Consider the following 16849-nt stretch of genomic DNA (forward strand, 5'->3'; position numbering starts at 1 on the left):
TGACAGATTCCTGCGGCTGTCGGTAGGTGTCGACCTTGGTCGACACAATCTGTCAGATATCGAAAATCAAAATGGGGTCAGATCCGTTTTCCTACGGAAAACGGATCTGACCCCAATAGTATTTCCAACAGATCGCGGAAAACTGTCGAAGGCGGGGTGGGTCCGGTTGCGGGGGCGTGAGCCGCATGGATGCGGCGACCGAGCTTACATGGACGTACTTGCAGCGTCCCCCGCAACCGGACCCACCCCGCCATCCCTCAGGAAACCAGCCTTTGCTGTTGCTGTTGAAGTTGCCGGCCAGCGGCCGGCACTACCGCGGGTGCAGGGCGCAGCCCTGCAGAACACCCCCTACTCCTGCGGATCGCGGGTGATGTGGATGTCGGTCGGGGTCGACAGCGGGATGTTCCGCTCCGCCAGGATCTGCAGCAGGCTGAAGTACAGATCGCTGCGGGTGGCGTAGACCTGCCGCGGGCTGGCCACGTACGCGAAACTGTTGATGGTGATCTGGCCACCGGCAATGCTGTCGATGTAAACCGTCGGTGTCGGCTGCTGCAACACGTTGGCGTGCGCGGTATACGCATCCAGCAGCGCCTGCCGCAGGTTGCCGACATCAGTGCTGGGCGGCACCGCGAACTGGATCTGGATGCGGCCCTGGTTGTTGCCCATCGTCATGTTGCGCACGGTCTTGGTGACCAGCTCGGAGTTGGGCACGATCAACGTCGACTTGTCGCCCACCTGAATCTCGGTCGATCGCAGGCTGATGCGGCGGATGTCGCCCTCCTGGTCACCCAGCTTCACCCAGTCGCCGATCTTCACCGGCCGCTCGGCCAGCAGGATCAGGCCGGAGACGAAGTTCTGGGTGATCACCTGCAGGCCGAAACCGATACCCACCGACAGCGCGCTGACCAGCAATGCCAGCTTGCTCAGCTGCAGGCCCATCGCCGACAGCGCCCAGATCACCGCGATGATGATGCCCACATAGCGGGCAACGGTACTCACCGAATTGCGCGCGCCCAGGTCCAGCTCGGTCTTGGGCAGGTAGGTGTCGGTCAGCCAGCGCTGTACCAGCTGGGTAACGGCCAGGCCAGCCAGCAGCACCAGCACCGCCAGCACGATGCGCACCGGCTCCAGCTTGGTTCCGCCAATGTCGAATCCAGAGGTGAACAGCGAGGAGAAGCGCTCCACCACGGCGCCGATGTTGCCGAACGGTGCCACCAGCGCCAGCAGCGCGATCAGTACGACGATGGTGCGCAACGCCGCCGACAGCAGCACGCCCGCCTGTTCCAGCCGCGATACGCTCAGGCCGGTACTGAGCAGGATGGTCTGGCCGACCTTGCTGTCGGCGTTGAGCATCCACGTGCTCAGGTCATCGACGAACTTGAACAGCAGGGTCGCCGCCAGCACCACGATGCTGCCGCCAATCAGCTGCTGGTTCACGAACTTGGCGAAATTCAGGTAGCCCATCAACGTCGCGGCGATGGCGGCCACCACCGCGACGTTGCCCGCTACGCGTGCCAGTACCAGCCAGCTGCTGCGACGCACCGGCGTTGCCGCACCCACGCCATCGGCCTGTGCCTCCAGCTTGGCCTCGGCTTCGGCGGTCTGCCGCCGATGCAGGCGCGCCAGGGTCACCAGCATGGCCATGATCAGGCCGAGGTAGGTCAGGGCAATCAGGCCGTCCAACGCCACCGTGGTGACGTCGCTGGTGCGCGTAGCCTGGTCGAGGGCCACCAGCACCGTGCTCAGCCAGGCCAGCGCCGCCGCGCCCCAGGCGTATTTGCGCAGCTTGAGTGCGGCGGTGTCATCCAGATTCAGCAACCGCCACGACGGACGCTTGGGTACCAGCATGCACGCGCTGAGCGCCGCAATGAAGGCGGCGCGGAAGGTGGCCGTCTCCAGGCCGTCGGCCACCACCTGCAGACGCGGCGCGATGGCATCGATCGCATCGAGCGCTGCCATCAGCAACACCACGGCATAGCCGGGCAGCAGCGTGCCCACCAGCAGCAGCCACATCGCCAGTCCGGATCGCCGCAGGCGACCGTCCGGCGCACGCTCGGACGCCGCAAAGCGCCGCCCCAGCCTGCGCAGCCACAGCCGCAGCGGGAACATCATCACCAGCGCGGCCAGCAGGCCCAGCAACGGCGTGCCCCAGCCATTGGCCCGGACACCAGCAACAAACGTATCGCGCCCCTGCTCGGCCAACGGCGCGACGCGTGCGATATCGATCGGCAGGCGCTCGGCCACCTTGCTCCACAGCGCCGGAGACAACGGCGAGGCGACCTTCTTCCCCATGTCTTCGGCGCGTTGCGCAGTGCGCTGCTGGTCGATGTCGGCTGCCAGCTGCTGGGCACGCACGGCACTGGCCTTGGCCTGCGCCACCGATGCGGCCAGCCCATCGCGCTGCTTGTTGAGGGTGCGCCGTTGCGCCGCCAGTTCGGGCGGCTCGGTGGCGCCCTCGGCAGGCGTGCCCAACTGCGCCAGCTGTTCGTCGAGGCGGTCCAGCTGCGGCTGCAGCGACTTCTCCAGCGCCTCGGCGTCACGCCGGGCCTTCGAAGCATCCTCGGACAGCATGGCCAGTGTTTCGATGGCCGCGGCATCACCACGCTTGCGGTCGACTTCCTTCAGCTTTGCATCGATATCCGCCAGCTGCTGCTTCGGCGTGGGGTCCTCATCCTGTGCCAGCACCGGTGCGGACAGCAGGAAGGCAGTGCACAGCAGCAGGGCCAGCCAGGGCCCCCGTGCACGGATCGATCGCAGGAAAGAAGACACGCCAGACATACCAGTTCGCGCGGACCACCGCGCCTGCGCGCGACTATACGGCACAGGCGGTCAACAGCGGATGGGCGGCCCCGTCAGCGTCGCGCGTCAGTACTTCAGGCGCAACTCTTCCACCGTCGGCTGTTGCAGGGCATACCAGTCCTGGAACTCTTCCTCGGTAATCTCATCGGGCGCATACACCGCCACCGGGTACCAGTCGTGGTCGGTCGGCAGCGGCTGGCGCGGGCCGGCACGCAGGCTGTAGCTCACGCCCTCGTAGTCGACCAGGTCATCGACCTGCGGCCACTGTTCGCGCGCGAACGCGGATTCACTCTTCAACAGGATCACCTGGTACATCGGCACCTCCACCTCGGTTGGATCAGGAAAACACGGCGCTGGCGGCAGGATACCGCCAGGCCGGTGGCAACAGGCACGTCGCAGCGGCGACGGAACGTTCTGGACACGGCCATCGCCCCGGCTTCACCCGCCCATGGCGAGCCCATCGGCATCGTGGAGACCCACCACTGCCACCACTGCCGATGACCGACCACCCGCCGCTGAAGACCGTCGCCGACCTCAAGCTGCCCCGCTACCTGGGCACCTGGTACGAGATCGCCCGTCTGCCGATGCGCCACGAGCCGGAAGGCTGCACCGACGTGTCGGCGCACTACACCCTGCTCGAGAACGGCAACGTCGGCGTCACCAACCGCTGCCGCATGGACGGCGAGATCGAAGAGGCAACCGGCGAGGCCTGCGCCGTCGAAAACGACAGCGCGCGCCTGGAAGTCAGCTTCCTGCCCAAGGGCCTGCGCTGGCTGCCGTTTGCCAAGGGCGACTACTGGGTGATCCAGATCGCCCCGGACTACAGCGTTTCGCTGGTGGGCAGCCCGGATCGCAAGTACCTGTGGCTGCTGGCACGCGAGCCGCAGCTGGACGCCACCGTGCAGGAACATTATCTGGCCGCAGCGCGCCTGCAGGGCTTCGATCTGTCCGAACTGATCCAGACCCCGCATACCGGCCACCCGACCGCCTGAGCAGCACACTTCATGGACCTGAAAAGTGGCTACCCGTGGTGGGCCATACGCAACGGACTGATCCAGGCGTTCCCGCCGCTGGAAAAGGACCTGCGCTGCGACGTGCTGGTGGTCGGTGGCGGCATCACCGGTTCACTCATCGCCGACGAGCTGTCCCGGCATGGCCATGACGTGGCCTTGATCGAGCAGCGCGACATCGGCTGGGGCAGCACGGCCGCGAGCACCGCGCTGCTGCAGTACGAGATCGACACCCACCTGCTGGAGCTGGCCCAGCGCTATGGCAACGATGCGGCCGCCCTGGCCTACCGTGCCTGTGCCGATGCGATCCCGGCATTGGGCGAAGTGGCACGTGGACTGAAGAACGTGGATTTCCAGCAGATGGACAGCCTGTATCTGGCCAGCCGGCGGCGCGACGTGCCGCGCTTGATGGCCGAAGGTGCTGCGCGCCGCGGCATTGGACTGGACGCCCGCTGGCTGGACCGCGAAGCCCTTCGCGAACGCTTCGACGTGGACGCCGGTGGCGCCCTGCTGACCCGCCAGGCGGCCCGGGTTGACCCCTACTGCCTTACCTACGGCCTGCTCAAACGGGTGCGCCGGCGCGGTGGCCATGTGCACGACCGCACGGTGCTGCACACGCTCAAGCCCGGCGCGCAGGGCGTAACCGCATTGACCGAGGCCGGCGCCACGGTCCGCGCCCGCCATGTGGTCCTGGCGATGGGCTACGCCAGCCAGCGCTGGCTCGAGCAGCGGGTCGCACGCAACCGCAGCAGCTATGCCTTCATCACTGATCCCATTGATGCGGGCGCGCTCGGCCGGCTGCGCAACACCATGGTGTGGGAGAGCGCACGCCCGTACCTGTACCTGCGCGCCACCGGCGACCGCCGCCTGCTGGTGGGCGGGCTGGATGACGCCATCGACATTCCGGCTCGCCGCGACCGGCGCGTGCAGCACAAGGCCGACAAGCTGATGGATCAGCTGCTGCACTGGTTCCCGCGTCTGGATCCGGTACCGGCGTTCTCTTGGGCCGGCACCTTCGCTGAAACCGCCGACGGCCTGCCGTTCTTTGGCCCGCACGACCAGTGGGGGCCGCGGGTGCATTTCGCCATGGCCTACGGCGGCAACGGCATCACCTATTCGATGATCGGCGCGCAGCTGCTGCGGGCCCGGATCGAGCGGCGCAGGCATGCGCTGGAGGGGTTGTTCGGATTCGGGCGGTTGTGACCTGCGGCCAGGCACGGCCTGGCTCTACCCCAATCCGGTGCCGACAGGCATCATTCAAGCAACCCCTGCTAGCGTCGGCCTGTACCGCCGCGTGTTGCGTGGCCACCTGTCCGCTGGAGCGCCGTCATGATCCGCCCCCTGACCCTGCTGCTGTGCCTGGCCCTGCCGGGAACCGTGCTGGCCCAGTCCGCCGCTGGCGCCACTGCGCCGCAGGCCGCTGGCTTGGACCTGACGCTGCCGCAGGCGCCAATGCGCTACCTCAACGACCCGGCCCTGCAGCAGGACCCGCCCGGCACCTATTACGGTGACAAGAGCGGCCCGCGCGTGCACGACGACGCGAAGATCGCCGACGTCACCGACGACAAGGTCAAGGTGTCCGGCAGCTTCACCACCGGTATCGGCTATTCGAAGAACGGTGGCAACAGCCACTACAACGCGGCCACGCTGAACCTGAGCAAGAACTACACCACCGATGAGGGCAAGACCCACGGGGTCAACGTCAACATCCACGTGAGCGAAGGCAAGGGCCCGGGATTCTTCGGCCCGTACGGCGGTTACTACGGCCGCGGCCCGGGCTATTGGGATTACCCGCCGCCGTTTGGCTGGTAAGCCAGCCCTGTAGAACCGAGCCCATGCTCGGCTACGGTTGGCCGGAAAGCCGAGCATGGGCTCGGCTCTACAGAGGCCAACGTCAATCCAGCCAGCCATCGCGCTCGCTGTGCAGGATGCGGCCGTCATACCCGCTCAGGCGCACGTCCACCTTCTGGTTGCGTGCATTGCGGGCCTCCAGCGACCAGGTCGCACCATCGCGTTCCAGCGAATGGATCTCGCGCAGGCCATGCGCCTGTGCCCGTGCCAGCACCTGCTCGGTGGTCAGCAGCGCGCGGCCGCTGTGCTCGTCGAAGATCTCGCCGGTCTTCGGGTCCACATAGACCTCGCTGAAGCGGCCATCAGCGCGGCTCACGTCGGCCTCCCACAGGCCGTCATCGCGCTCGATCTCGTGGATCTGGGTGTAGCCGGCCTTGCGCAGGGTCTGTTCAACCTGGGCCATGCCCAGCGGCGCGGCCTGTACGGCCGGCGCGACGGTCAGCAGGGCAACAGTGGCGAGGGTGAGCGACTTCAACATGGGGGGTTCTCCTGTTCGTGTTCGTGGCCGGACCATCCCGGCAACGCCACGATGCACCCCGTGGTTAACAGCGCCCTAGCCGGCACTGTTAGCCAGCTGTTAGTCACCCCCGGCACTCTCACGCCTGTTCCTACAGCCCTCCCTGCGCCCCGATGCTCTCCACCCTGCCCCTGCTGCTGGCCCTGGCCAACGCCCCGACCGCCGCCGCGCCCGTCCAGGACCCGGCGCAGCAGGTCGCGCGCCGTGCCGTGCAGCAGGGCCGCTACGTGCCATTGGAAAGCGTGGTGCGCGATGCACTCAAGCGCTTTCCGGGGCAGCTGCTGGAAGTGGAGCTGGACGATGGTGTCTACGAAGTGGAGATCCTGCGCGGCGACGGCGTGGTGGTGGAGCTGGACTATGATGCGCGCAGCGGAAAGCTGCTGAAGACGGAGCTCGACGACTGATGCGCATCCTGTTGGCCGAAGACGATGCCGCACTGGCACAGCGCCTGGTGCCCCTGCTGGAGCAGGCCGGCTACGTGGTGCATGTGGTTGCCGATGGCCGCCAGGCCGAGGAGATCAGCCAGATCGAAGACCTGCAGGCGGCCATCGTTGACCTGGGCCTGCCCGGGCTTGACGGATTGAGCGTGATCGAGCGCTGGCGCGGCAATGGCCGCAGCTTTCCGGTGCTGGTGCTGACCGCACGCGGGCGCTGGCACGACAAGCTGGCCGGCTTCGATGCCGGTGCCGACGACTACCTGACCAAACCGTTCCAGGCCGACGAACTGGTGCTGCGCCTGCGCGCCCTGATCCGCCGAAGCCATGGCCATGCCAGCCCGCGCCTGCACTGCGGGCCGCTGCAGCTGGACGTCAACGCCGGCCGCTTCGAACTGGACGGACAGCCGCTGGCGCTGAGCCCGCAGGAGTTCCGCCTGCTGAGTTACTTCATCCACCACAGCGGCCAGGTGATCGGCCGTGATCGCCTGGGCGAGCAGGTGTTCGAAGGCGGCCACGACCCGGACTCCAACGCGCTGGATGTGCTGCTCGGGCGCGTACGCCGCAAGCTCGACACCGAACTGATCCAGACCGTGCGCGGCCAGGGCTGGCGGCTGGCGGCGCCGTGACGCGGCAGCCCTCGCTGCGGCGGCGGCTGCTGCTGGCCGGCGGCGTCGGCCTGCTGCTGGTCTCGCTGCTGGCCAGTGCACTGCTGGGTGAACTGTTCAAGCGCAGCGCGCGCGACCGCCTCGACCACGAACTGCAGCAGGACATGCTGACGCTGGTCGCGCAGATGGAAGTTGCTTCCGACGGCCAGCTGCAGCTGCGCCAGGAACCCAACGACGCGCGTTTCCAGCGCGTGTTCTCCGGTGCCTACTGGCAGATAGCCGGTGCCGATGGCCGTGTTCTGCTGCAGTCGCGCTCGCTGTGGGATGAAACGCTGGCGGCCGCGGCCGCCGGCCCGGCCACCCGCAACCTGGCCGGGCCGCTGCAGCAATCGCTGCGCGCACGCGTGCAGCAGGTGCGACTGCCACGCGCCAGCGAACCGTTCGTAGCCGTGGTCGCCACCGATCGCAGCGCGCTGGATGCCGATGTCGCCGCGTTCCGCAAGCGCACCGCCATCGCGCTGGGCGTGCTGGTCGCTGCGTGGCTGGCGGTGCTGGCCAGCCAGGTGCGCTTCGGCCTGCGCCCGCTGCATCGCCTCGGTGTGCAGCTGGAACAGGTACGGCGCGGCGATGCGCAGCGCATCGATACGCAGGGATTGGGCGCGGAGGTCGCGCCGCTGGGTGAAGAACTCAACGCGCTGCTGGACCACCAGCAGCGCATGGTCGCGCGTGCGCGCACCAGTGCACAGGATCTGGCGCATGCGCTGAAGACACCACTGAGCGTATTGGCCACCGAGGCCGACGGCGACGGTACGCACTGGCGCGCCACCGTGCGCGAACAGAGCGCACGCATGCAGGCCAGTGTTGACCGTTACCTGGCGGCAGGGTTGGCCGCAGACCATCGCCAGCGCAGCGACGTTGCGACTGTCGCGCAGGCGCTATGCCGGTTGATGGCACGCGTGCATGGCGAACGCGGCATTGCGTTCACGGCAGCAGGTATCGATCCAGCGTTGCAGTTCGCCGGCGCCAGTGCGGATCTGGAGGAGATGCTGGGCAACCTGCTGGACAACGCCGGGCGCTGGGCGCGACAGCAGGTAGACATCACCGCGGACATCAGCGACGGACAGCTACGCATCGAAGTACGCGACGACGGCCCGGGCTTGGCCGCGGAGTCACTGTCACAGGTCACCCAGCGCGGTGTGCGGCTGGATGAGCGCGAGGGCAGCAGTGGATTGGGACTGGCGATCGTGGAGGATATCGCCGCCAGTTATGGCGGGCGCCTGGCGCTGGAAAATGCGCAGCCCGGCCTGCGCGCAACGTTGTGGTTGCCGGTGGGGTGACGCGACCAACCCAACAGTGGGTAGTGCCGGCCGCTGGCCGGCAACCACGTGGTCGCCGGGAACGCCTTGGGGAAGCCGGCCAGCGGCCGGCTCTACCAAGCGCCAATCCGACCGGTCGCCGTACACCAAGCATCAACGGTGATGCATCCACCAGCAATCACTCGCGTCCAGCACGATGTGGATGATCAGACCGATACCGAACAACCGCGTTTTCTTCGGCACGCACAGCCCGGCATAGACCGCGATGGCCGGTGCGGTGTGCAGCGGGTGGAACCCGATGCTGCAGCGGTTTGGTGCATAGATCGGGTCGGCCAGCAGATGGTCCAGGTCGATGATCCAGCCCAGCAGCATCAGCAGCCACGCCGAGGCAAAGCGCTTGCGCCAGAACAGCCATGCCAGCAGGGCTGGCACGGCGGCATGCAGGAACAGGTGGAAGATCGCGCGCGCGCTCATCGGCAACGGTGGCACCGGGCGGGCCCGGTGCCGTCCATCACACCAGCGGTTCGTCGGACAGGTAGGTGTAACCGGTCAGGCCGGCTTCCAGCGCGTCCGACAGTTCCTGCGCGCGTTCCGGCGACAGCTGGGCCTCGGCCACGCGCTGCGCATAGGTCGCACGCAGTTCGTCCAGGCGGTAACCCACGTAATCCAGCATCACGTCGGTGGTGTCACCACGGCGCTGCTGGGTGATGGCGTATCCATCGGCATCGGCCAGCACTTCCACCGCGTCGGTATCGCCGAACAGGTTGTGGATGTCGCCCAGGATTTCCTGGTAGGCACCGACCATGAAGAAGCCGATGCGATAGCTCTCGCCCGGCTTCATCTTGTGCAACGGCAGCGAGCTGTCCAGGCTCTCGTTCTCGACATAGGTTTCCACCATGCCGTCCGAGTCGCAGGTCATGTCGGCGATGATGCCGCGACGGTCCGGAGCTTCGTCCAGGCGCTCGATCGGCACGATCGGGAACACCTGGTCGATTGCCCACACGTCCGGGATCGATTCGAACACGCTGAAGTTGACGAAGTACTTGTCGACCAAGCGCTCGTTCAGTTCGTCCAGCACCGGGCGATGGCTCTTCTCGTCATAGCTCAGGCGCGCACGCACGCCGTGGGCAATGGCGTAGAACAGATCGTCGATGCGCGCACGCTGCGGCAGGTCGATCTGGCCCAGCGCGTAGCTGGCCAGGCCTTCGGCATGGAAATGCTGCGCTTCCTGGAACAGCTCCACCGCCGGGCGCACGTCCAGTTCGTCGTGGATTTCGCGCAGGTGGCGGATCGCCGCCGGTTCGTCGTCGTGCTGGTCCGGCACGCGGCCTTCCTGCGCCTCTTCCACTTCCGACACGTTGGCGATCAGCACCGCGTGGTGCGCGGTCATTGCGCGGCCGCACTCGGTGACGATGCGCGGCGGGGTCAGGCCGAACTCTTCGCAGGCATTGGCCAGCGGCTGCACGATGTTGCTGGCGTAGGAATGCAGGCCGTAGTTGATCGAGCAGAAGCTGCGCGAACGGGTGCCTTCGTAATCCACGCCCAAGCCGCCGCCCACATCGACGTGGGTGATCTTCGCGCCCAGGCGCGACAGCTCCACGAAGTAGCGGGTGGCTTCGCGCATGCCGTTGGCGATGTCGCGCACGTTGGAGATCTGCGAGCCCATGTGGAAGTGCAGCAGGTTCAGGCAGTCGGCGTACTCGGTGTCACGCAGCGACTTCCACAGGTCCAGCAGCTGGCGCGGTGACAGGCCGAACTTGGCCTTGTCGCCACCGCTGTTCTGCCATTTGCCGGCGCCCAGCGAGGCCAGGCGCATGCGCACGCCCAGGCCCGGCTTCACGTCCAGCGCCTTGGACTCTTCCAGCACCAGCTTCAGCTCGGACGGCTTCTCGATGACGATGAAGGTCTGCAGGCCCAGCTTGCGGCCGATCAGGGCCAGGCGGATGTACTCGCGGTCCTTGTAGCCGTTGCAGACGATCAGGCCACCCGGGCGCGACAGCGCCAGCACGGCCATCAGCTCAGGCTTGCTGCCCGCTTCCAGGCCGAAGCCCTCGCCGTGGTGGCTGGCCAGGGTGCCGGCCACGCCGCGGGTCTGGTTGACCTTGATCGGGTACACGGCGGTATAGCCGCCGCTGTACTCCCAGTCCTGCTGGGCCTGGGCGAAGGCCGCCTGCAGCTTGCCCAGGCGCTGGCCGAGGATGTCCGGGAAGCGCACCAGCAGCGGCAGCTTGGCACCGGCCGCGCGCGCCGCGTCCACCACCTTGGGCAGCGATACCACCGGGCCGTCCGCCCCGGTCGGTCTCACCACCATGTGCCCGGCCTGATCCACGTCGAAGTAACCGTCCGCCCAATGCGGGATCGAGTAGGTCTTGCGGGCTTGGTCGAGGGACCAATCGGTCATTTCAGTCGGCCTTGTTGGCAATAAAAGGGGGGGCATGATAACGCCTATGTGCCCACAGGTTCGTTATCATGCGCGCCCGCGCCCGTGACAGGTTCCAACCTGAACGGGCCGATCCGTCCGGATGTGGCATCTGTGCCACGCGGCCCCGCCCGCCAGCCCGGCTCCACCCCTCCGAACAGGACTGTTTTCCCATGACTGACAGCAACAACTGGTACATCGAACACTTCGAGCGCACCGGCTCGGCCATCGGCTACCGCATCACCGGCAAGCTGGACGAGGTCCAGTCGCCGTTCCAGAAGATCGAGATCTTCCAGACCACCGACTGGGGCAATCTGATGACCATCGACGGGGCCATCATGCTGACCAGCAAGGACAACTTCTTCTACCACGAGATGATCAGCCACCCGGTGCTGTTCACCCATGCCGCGCCCAAGCGCGTGGTGATCATCGGTGGCGGCGACTGCGGCACCCTGCGCGAAGTGCTCAAGCACAGCGGCGTGGAGAGCGTGACCCAGTGCGACATCGACGAGCAGGTCACCGTGATGGCGCGCAAGCACTTCCCGGAACTGTGCGACTCCAACGACGACGCCCGCGCCGAACTGCTGTTCGACGACGGCGTGGCCTACATGGCCAACTGCCCGGCCGGCAGCGTGGACGTGGTGATCGTCGATTCGACCGACCCGGTCGGCCCGGGTGAAGGCCTGTTCAACAAGGCCTTCTACGAGAGCTGCTTCAAGGCCCTGAAGGACGACGGCATCCTGGTGCAGCAGTCCGAGTCGCCGCTGATGCAGCTGGAGCTGATCAACGAAATGCGCACCGAGATGGGCAAGGCTGGCTTCGGCTCGTTCAAGCCCCTGCCGTTCCCGCAGCCGTGCTACCCCACCGGCTGGTGGAGCGTGACCATGGCGCGCAAGGGCGACAGCAGCTTCGACTTCCGCCAGGCCGACTCGGCCGCCAAGACCTTCAACACCCTGTACTACACCGCCGCGCTGCACACCGGCGTGCTGGTGACCCCGCCGTTCGTGCAGGCGGCACTGAAGTAAGGCGTGCCGACCAACGGTCGGCACCCACCCATGCAAAAGAAAAACCCGCGCTGGCGACAGCGCGGGTTTTTTCATGTTCCGGTAGTGCCGGCCGCTGGCCGGCAACCTCATGTAACGATCAAAGCGCCCAGATACCGGCTATCACCGCCACCACCAGGCCCCACTTGATCAGCTGATAGGCCACCACGCTGCGCTCGCGCAGCGCCTTGGCCTTCAGGCGCACCTTGTAGACGCTGCCAAAGGCCTTGTTGACGCCGCCGGTCGGGTCACCCGGCAGGTTCGGCGATGCACCACCGGCCAGCAGCGTGGCCGCCACCGCGCGGTTGAACAGCCCCGGCAGGCCGAAGCGCAGCGGACGGGCGATATCGCAGAACAGGATCACGCGGTCCTGCTGCGTCTCGTTGTGCGCATGGTGGATGTAGGTCTCGTCGAACATCATCCACTCGCCGTCGCGCCAGCTCTTCTTGATGCCGTCCACTTCGATGTAGCAGGCATCGTCGTTGGGCGTGCTCAGGCCCAGGTGCAGGCGCAGCGAGCCGGCGAACGGGTCGCGGTGCGGGCGCAGCTCGCTGCCCGGTGGCAGCTGCGCGAACATCGCCGCACGCACGTCGGGGATCGACTCGATCAGCGCCGTGGTCTTCGGGCACAGCGTCTTCGCCGACGGATGCGACGGGCCGTACCACTTCAGGTAGAAGCGCTTCCAGCCACGACGGAAGAACGAATTGAAGCCGGCATCGTTGAACGTGCTGGAGGCGGCGATCTTCTGCGCGTCGCGCAGCGCCAGCGCCTCGTCGCGGATCATCTGCCAGTTCTGGCGCAGCGGCTCCAGCTGCGGGAACTCCTTGCCCGGGTCCAGGAACGGCGTGGTCGGTACCTTCGAGAACATGTACATGACCACGTTGATCGGGGCCATGAAACTGGAGTGGTCCAGCAGCTGGCGCGACCAGCGCGCGCGGACCTTGCCACGGAAGTGGATGTACAGCACGCAGGCCACGAACAGCGCTGCAATGACGATTTTGATGATCAAAGCACTTTCCTCCAGCCGCGGCCGGAACGGGAAACGGGGCGATGCACGGCCAGGCGGCCAGCACCGGTGGGGAACGCGGCAGGGGACGGGGACGTGCCGGAGGGGGCGGCCGCCGATGTCGCGGATTAACAGCCTATGGTCGGCAGGCCGTGCGCCGGGGTCAAGTTGCCCGTGCGCCGTGTTCATCCGGTTGCGAAGGAGGCGCAGGGCTGGGCGCGCAAGCTGTTGATGCTAAAGGCCAACCGGAATAAGTGAGACAGAATTGTCCGATTCTGCGCGACGAACTGTTCCAGCCACGACCCCGACATTTCTCCGACAAATCGTGGAATAGCGAACTGGCGAGTACTAAAATTAACGAAAACTTAGTAACTCCCTGTAACACCGGTTCGCTTGACGCATTGCGCCACCCACCGGGTCGTCCGAGACCCCGACATGCATCTTCCTGCCCTGCCATCCCGGTCCTGCGGCGATGACGCCGCCTCCCCGCTGCTGCTCAAGCGCGGCGAGCGTTTCCTGGCCCCCGACGTCTACCGCACCTGCCTGGACGGGCGCGAGGCGGTCATCAAGGACTATTCCCGTTACCGCGGCACTCCCGTTTCGCTGATCGCGCGACTGATGGTGCGCCGGGAAGCCCGCATGCTGCAGCGCCTGGGCGGCTGGAAGCACGCCCCCGCGCTGCTCGGCACCCTGGGTGGCCTGGCACTGGGCATGGAGTTCATCCCGGGCCAGACCCTGAGCAGCGCGCAGGCCGTGGGCAATGAAGTGTTCGAGCAGCTGCAGCACGCGCTCAGCCGCCTGCACGCCGCCGGCATCACCCACAACGACCTGCATGGCACCAACGTGGTGGTCAGCGGCGGCGTGCCCGTGCTGCTGGACTTCACCTCGGCCTGGCGCGTACCGCGCTGGCTGCGCCGCAACCCGCTCAGCCGGCAGATGCGCCGCAGCGACATGAAGAACCTGCTGAAGATCCGCCAGCGCATGACCGGCCAGGCCCCGAGTGCCGCGCAGGCCGCACTGGTGGCCGACCCGGGCTGGGTGGCAGCCGTGCGCCAGGGCTGGAAGCGGTTCTACAAGTGGGCCAAGCGGCGGTAAGCGCTGTTCGCCCTGCATTGCTTGCGCGACTGCGGTTTGCCCCTGCATTTGCCCCGGGCCACACGCCCGATGTGCTCTGCGATACTCGTCGGCACGCCACTCGCAAGGATGCTGGGGATGCCGACACCTGAACACACCCGCCTGCTGACTGCAGCCGCAAGATCCATACTGCGCCCCTTGGGCTGCGTGCAGAAAGGCCGTTCGCGCACCTGGCTTGACGACCAGGGCTGGTGGGTCGGGGTGGTCGAGTTCCAGCCTTCGGCATGGGACAGGGGCAGCTATCTCAATGTCGGCGCCTGCTGGCTCTGGGAAGAAAAGGACTACCTGTCCTTCGACGTGGGCGGCCGCGTTGCCGGATTCCAACCCTTCACCGAGACCGCCGAGTTTGCCTCGGCCGCACAGACACTGGCCGAGCAGGCCGCAGCCGAGGTAATGGCCCTGCGTGACCGCTTTCCCACCCCGGGGCACGTGCGTACATTGATGAGTCATCACCCCAAACCGGGCATCCGCGAACACATCCATGCGGGCATCACTGCCGGGCTGGCGGGCGCTTACGACGAGGGTCGCAGGCACTTGGCACTGGCCGCTACGGAGACCCACCCAGCGCCATGGGTCGATGTGCTGAAGCAACGCTGTGCCGAACTCACGCCGCTGCTGCAACCTGATGGCGGCTTCGAGGCAGAGATCGGCGCCATCGTGACGCGCACCCGCCGCGCGCTCGGTCTGCCGGAGTGGCGGTCGTCACCCCTCATTCCGCCCGGTTGATCACGCCGGGACGGCACTTCGTCGCACACGGGTGTTCGCGCCATCCGATCCCGGCTAGGGTCATGGCCTTCCACGCACAAGACTGCGAACCATGCGCCGCTGGCTTCTTCTCGCCTGGGCTACCCTGCCCTTCTCCGCCGACGCCATTGTCATCCGCAGCGATGTGGATGACAGCGCCTACCGCGTACCGGCATCCGCATTCCCGGCCTTGACCGACCTGCCCGGGGAGGGCCACGGCGTCCTGATCGCGCCGCGCTGGGTGGTGACCGCCGCACACGCCGCGCCCATGGAAGGCATGGACACCGAGGTGCAGATCAACGGTCGCCCGTACCGTGTCGAGCGCGTGTTCGTGCATCCCGGTTACCGGCGCATGCCCGAAGCGCTTGGCCAGGCGGCGCTGGTGTCAGGCAACCCAGGCCCCATCCACGCCTTCCTGGCCGCCTCCGATGACATCGCCCTGATTCAGCTGGCCGCACCGGTCAGCGACGTTGCGCCGGTTCGCCTCTATCGCGGGCAGGCCGAAGCGGGAAAGATCGCTACTCTGGTCGGCAAGGGGGCCACGGGCACCGGCATGACCGGGCTGGCGCCGGGTGGATCGCACCGCGGCGTACTGCGCCGCGCCGAAAACGCAGTGACAGGTGGCAATGGCCGCTATCTCTGGTATCGATTCGACGGGCCCGACGGCGGCCTGCCACTGGAGGGCGTGCTCGGCAGCGGTGACAGCGGCGGCCCATTGATGATCCACGGCGCTCATGGCTGGGAGCTGATCGGCCTGGGCTCGTGGATCACCGCAGTGCCGGAGCATGCGCTTGAAGCCGGCTACTACGGGCAGGTGGTGCACAACGTGCGCATCTCGCGCTATGCCGACTGGATCGACACCATGATACGCACCGCGCCGTAGAGTCGAGTCTGCTCGACTCAAGCAACCCGCCGGCCAAGCGACAGAGCCGTATAGCCTGGTGGCATTGAATGCCTGACGGGGTAGAGTCGACTGTTAGTCGACTGCTCTTCCCGTCCGTGACCGAAATGCCCGCGCTGCGCGCGATAGTCGACTAACAGTCGACTCTACCCCGTAGCGTTCCCGGGACCAGTCGCGTTCGCGCATCCGGCGATGCACTTACAACGCGTCCGCGTCCAGCTCACCGGTACGAATACGCACCACGCTGCCCAGGTCGTACACGAACACCTTGCCGTCACCAATCTTGCCGGTGCCGGCGGCCTTCACGATGGCCTCAACCACCGCCTCCACCTGGTCATCCGTCACCGCCACTTCCAGCTTCACCTTCGGCAGGAAATCGACCACATACTCCGCGCCACGGTAAAGCTCGGTATGGCCCTTCTGGCGACCAAAGCCCTTCACTTCCGTCACCGTGATCCCAGTGACCCCACGCTCGGCCAGCGCTTCGCGCACGTCGTCGAGCTTGAACGGCTTGATCACCGCCATGACCATCTTCATCGTCTATCTCCTGTTTTCCGGCGTGGAGGATAGCGCCTGAACGCGGCCCGTGCGAAGCCGCTGCCGCCTGTCCGGGCAGTGGGTGCCGGCAGTATCCTTGTGCCCGAACGGCCTGCCCGCGCCGGATGCACGGGCCCACCCCCACGGAGCACCCCATGATCGACCTGAATCAAATCGATGACCTCGCCCGTCGCCTCAGCGACCTGGTGCCGCCGGGCCTGCGCGAATCGCGCGAGGAACTGCAGGCCACCTTCAAGAGCGCGCTGCAGGCCGGCCTGGCCAAGCTGGACCTGGTCACCCGCGAGGAGTTCGAAGTGCAGCGCGCCGTGCTGCTGAAGACCCGCGAAAAGCTGGACGCGCTGGAAACGGCCGTGCGCGAGTTGGAAGGGCGCGGCGCCGCAGAATGAAAAAAGGAGGCGCACTGCGCCTCCCGTTTACAGATTATTTCCCGGATGGGCCCTTGCAGCAAGGCCCACCGGACGCCCTAGACTCGCCGGCCTGTCGATCCGGCAGCACAGAGAGGGGCAGCA

18 protein-coding genes are annotated in these 16849 nt (G+C 66.7%); 11 read left to right on the forward strand and 7 right to left on the reverse strand.

Features of this window, described 5'->3' with window-relative positions:
- Positions 1-348: 348 nt before the first annotated feature.
- The gene (locus tag BN1263_RS01020; RefSeq protein ID WP_058978915.1) at positions 349-2778 is read right to left on the reverse strand and encodes a DUF3772 domain-containing protein; all 2430 of its coding nucleotides are present in this window, start codon (positions 2776-2778) and stop codon (positions 349-351) included.
- A gap of 87 nt (positions 2779-2865) precedes the next feature.
- Complete coding sequence (locus BN1263_RS01025; RefSeq protein WP_021201923.1) at positions 2866-3114, reverse strand: hypothetical protein; 249 nt, start codon at positions 3112-3114, stop codon at positions 2866-2868.
- 182 nt (positions 3115-3296) lie between these two features.
- Here BN1263_RS01025 and BN1263_RS01030 point away from each other — a divergent pair, with 182 nt between their 5' ends.
- The 3 genes from BN1263_RS01030 to BN1263_RS01040 all read left to right on the forward strand — a co-directional run bounded on the left by BN1263_RS01030 (position 3297) and on the right by BN1263_RS01040 (position 5621).
- Positions 3297-3791: a lipocalin family protein gene (locus BN1263_RS01030; protein WP_058978917.1), complete on the forward strand. Its 495-nt coding sequence runs from the start codon at positions 3297-3299 to the stop codon at positions 3789-3791.
- A 12-nt stretch (positions 3792-3803) separates the two neighbouring features.
- Positions 3804-5012: an NAD(P)/FAD-dependent oxidoreductase gene (locus BN1263_RS01035; RefSeq protein ID WP_058978919.1), complete on the forward strand. Its 1209-nt coding sequence runs from the start codon at positions 3804-3806 to the stop codon at positions 5010-5012.
- A gap of 126 nt (positions 5013-5138) precedes the next feature.
- On the forward strand, positions 5139-5621 hold the full coding sequence (locus BN1263_RS01040; RefSeq protein WP_005411364.1) for a hypothetical protein: 483 nt from the start codon (positions 5139-5141) through the stop codon (positions 5619-5621).
- Positions 5622-5703: 82 nt separating this feature from the next.
- Here BN1263_RS01040 and BN1263_RS01045 read toward each other — a convergent pair whose 3' ends face one another.
- The gene (locus BN1263_RS01045; protein WP_043401290.1) at positions 5704-6138 is read right to left on the reverse strand and encodes a PepSY domain-containing protein; all 435 of its coding nucleotides are present in this window, start codon (positions 6136-6138) and stop codon (positions 5704-5706) included.
- Between the two features lie 152 nt (positions 6139-6290).
- Here BN1263_RS01045 and BN1263_RS01050 point away from each other — a divergent pair, with 152 nt between their 5' ends.
- The 3 genes from BN1263_RS01050 to BN1263_RS01060 are packed head-to-tail and all read left to right on the forward strand — an operon-like array spanning position 6291 to position 8556.
- A complete protein-coding gene (locus tag BN1263_RS01050; protein WP_010482069.1) occupies positions 6291-6581 on the forward strand; it encodes a PepSY domain-containing protein in 291 nt (96 codons plus the stop codon).
- A complete protein-coding gene (locus BN1263_RS01055) occupies positions 6581-7240 on the forward strand; it encodes a response regulator transcription factor (protein WP_058978921.1) in 660 nt (219 codons plus the stop codon). The genes BN1263_RS01050 and BN1263_RS01055 overlap by 1 nt, the downstream gene beginning before the upstream one ends.
- The gene (locus tag BN1263_RS01060; RefSeq protein ID WP_058978923.1) at positions 7237-8556 is read left to right on the forward strand and encodes a sensor histidine kinase; all 1320 of its coding nucleotides are present in this window, start codon (positions 7237-7239) and stop codon (positions 8554-8556) included. Before BN1263_RS01055 ends, BN1263_RS01060 begins: the two co-directional genes overlap by 4 nt.
- Before the next feature lie 132 nt (positions 8557-8688).
- Here the strand turns inward: BN1263_RS01060 and BN1263_RS01065 are convergent, their stop codons facing one another.
- Together BN1263_RS01065 and speA are read right to left on the reverse strand one after the other, a co-directional pair.
- Positions 8689-9009 carry a DUF6122 family protein gene (locus BN1263_RS01065; RefSeq protein ID WP_058978925.1) on the reverse strand — a complete coding sequence of 107 codons (321 nt, stop codon included), beginning with the start codon at positions 9007-9009 and terminating at the stop codon, positions 8689-8691.
- A gap of 37 nt (positions 9010-9046) precedes the next feature.
- Positions 9047-10936, reverse strand: a complete 1890-nt coding sequence (gene speA, locus BN1263_RS01070; protein ID WP_058978929.1) for an arginine decarboxylase — start codon at positions 10934-10936, stop codon at positions 9047-9049.
- Positions 10937-11127: 191 nt separating this feature from the next.
- Here speA and speE point away from each other — a divergent pair, with 191 nt between their 5' ends.
- A complete protein-coding gene (gene speE, locus BN1263_RS01075; RefSeq protein ID WP_058978931.1) occupies positions 11128-11979 on the forward strand; it encodes a polyamine aminopropyltransferase in 852 nt (283 codons plus the stop codon).
- 118 nt (positions 11980-12097) lie between these two features.
- On the opposite strand, the gene BN1263_RS01080 is transcribed toward speE, so the two are convergent.
- A complete protein-coding gene (locus BN1263_RS01080) occupies positions 12098-13003 on the reverse strand; it encodes an aspartyl/asparaginyl beta-hydroxylase domain-containing protein (RefSeq protein ID WP_032954620.1) in 906 nt (301 codons plus the stop codon).
- 435 nt (positions 13004-13438) lie between these two features.
- Between BN1263_RS01080 and BN1263_RS01085 the strand changes: the two genes are divergently transcribed.
- The 3 genes from BN1263_RS01085 (at position 13439) to BN1263_RS01095 (ending at position 15764) form a co-directional block, all read left to right on the forward strand.
- Positions 13439-14098, forward strand: coding sequence for an RIO1 family regulatory kinase/ATPase domain-containing protein (locus BN1263_RS01085; protein WP_058978933.1), 660 nt, complete (start codon positions 13439-13441; stop codon positions 14096-14098).
- A 117-nt stretch (positions 14099-14215) separates the two neighbouring features.
- A complete protein-coding gene (locus tag BN1263_RS01090) occupies positions 14216-14863 on the forward strand; it encodes a hypothetical protein (protein WP_227844576.1) in 648 nt (215 codons plus the stop codon).
- Between the two features lie 91 nt (positions 14864-14954).
- Entirely contained in the window at positions 14955-15764 is an 810-nt protein-coding gene (locus tag BN1263_RS01095; RefSeq protein WP_058978935.1) for a S1 family peptidase, read from the forward strand.
- A gap of 216 nt (positions 15765-15980) precedes the next feature.
- Here BN1263_RS01095 and BN1263_RS01100 read toward each other — a convergent pair whose 3' ends face one another.
- Positions 15981-16319, reverse strand: coding sequence for a P-II family nitrogen regulator (locus BN1263_RS01100; protein WP_005411374.1), 339 nt, complete (start codon positions 16317-16319; stop codon positions 15981-15983).
- Positions 16320-16474: 155 nt separating this feature from the next.
- On the opposite strand from BN1263_RS01100, the gene ubiK reads away from it, so the two are divergent.
- Complete coding sequence (gene ubiK, locus BN1263_RS01105; protein WP_005411375.1) at positions 16475-16726, forward strand: ubiquinone biosynthesis accessory factor UbiK; 252 nt, start codon at positions 16475-16477, stop codon at positions 16724-16726.
- Positions 16727-16849: the final 123 nt, after the last annotated feature.

The organism is Stenotrophomonas thermophila (genome assembly GCF_001499715.1).
Lineage (GTDB): Bacteria > Pseudomonadota > Gammaproteobacteria > Xanthomonadales > Xanthomonadaceae > Stenotrophomonas > Stenotrophomonas hibiscicola.

Excerpts from the sequence above, each read along its gene's own strand:
- BN1263_RS01020 (WP_058978915.1), bottom strand. The coding sequence starts at position 2,778 with ATGTCTGGCGTGTCTTCTTTCCTGCGATCGATCCGTGCACGGGGGCCC.
- BN1263_RS01025 (WP_021201923.1), bottom strand. The coding sequence starts at position 3,114 with ATGTACCAGGTGATCCTGTTGAAGAGTGAATCCGCGTTCGCGCGCGAA.
- BN1263_RS01030 (WP_058978917.1), top strand. The coding sequence starts at position 3,297 with ATGACCGACCACCCGCCGCTGAAGACCGTCGCCGACCTCAAGCTGCCC.
- BN1263_RS01035 (WP_058978919.1), top strand. The coding sequence starts at position 3,804 with ATGGACCTGAAAAGTGGCTACCCGTGGTGGGCCATACGCAACGGACTG.
- BN1263_RS01040 (WP_005411364.1), top strand. The coding sequence starts at position 5,139 with ATGATCCGCCCCCTGACCCTGCTGCTGTGCCTGGCCCTGCCGGGAACC.
- BN1263_RS01045 (WP_043401290.1), bottom strand. The coding sequence starts at position 6,138 with ATGTTGAAGTCGCTCACCCTCGCCACTGTTGCCCTGCTGACCGTCGCG.
- BN1263_RS01050 (WP_010482069.1), top strand. The coding sequence starts at position 6,291 with ATGCTCTCCACCCTGCCCCTGCTGCTGGCCCTGGCCAACGCCCCGACC.
- BN1263_RS01055 (WP_058978921.1), top strand. The coding sequence starts at position 6,581 with ATGCGCATCCTGTTGGCCGAAGACGATGCCGCACTGGCACAGCGCCTG.
- BN1263_RS01065 (WP_058978925.1), bottom strand. The coding sequence starts at position 9,009 with ATGAGCGCGCGCGCGATCTTCCACCTGTTCCTGCATGCCGCCGTGCCA.
- speA (WP_058978929.1), bottom strand. The coding sequence starts at position 10,936 with ATGACCGATTGGTCCCTCGACCAAGCCCGCAAGACCTACTCGATCCCG.
- speE (WP_058978931.1), top strand. The coding sequence starts at position 11,128 with ATGACTGACAGCAACAACTGGTACATCGAACACTTCGAGCGCACCGGC.
- BN1263_RS01085 (WP_058978933.1), top strand. The coding sequence starts at position 13,439 with ATGCATCTTCCTGCCCTGCCATCCCGGTCCTGCGGCGATGACGCCGCC.
- BN1263_RS01090 (WP_227844576.1), top strand. The coding sequence starts at position 14,216 with ATGCCGACACCTGAACACACCCGCCTGCTGACTGCAGCCGCAAGATCC.
- BN1263_RS01095 (WP_058978935.1), top strand. The coding sequence starts at position 14,955 with ATGCGCCGCTGGCTTCTTCTCGCCTGGGCTACCCTGCCCTTCTCCGCC.
- BN1263_RS01100 (WP_005411374.1), bottom strand. The coding sequence starts at position 16,319 with ATGAAGATGGTCATGGCGGTGATCAAGCCGTTCAAGCTCGACGACGTG.
- ubiK (WP_005411375.1), top strand. The coding sequence starts at position 16,475 with ATGATCGACCTGAATCAAATCGATGACCTCGCCCGTCGCCTCAGCGAC.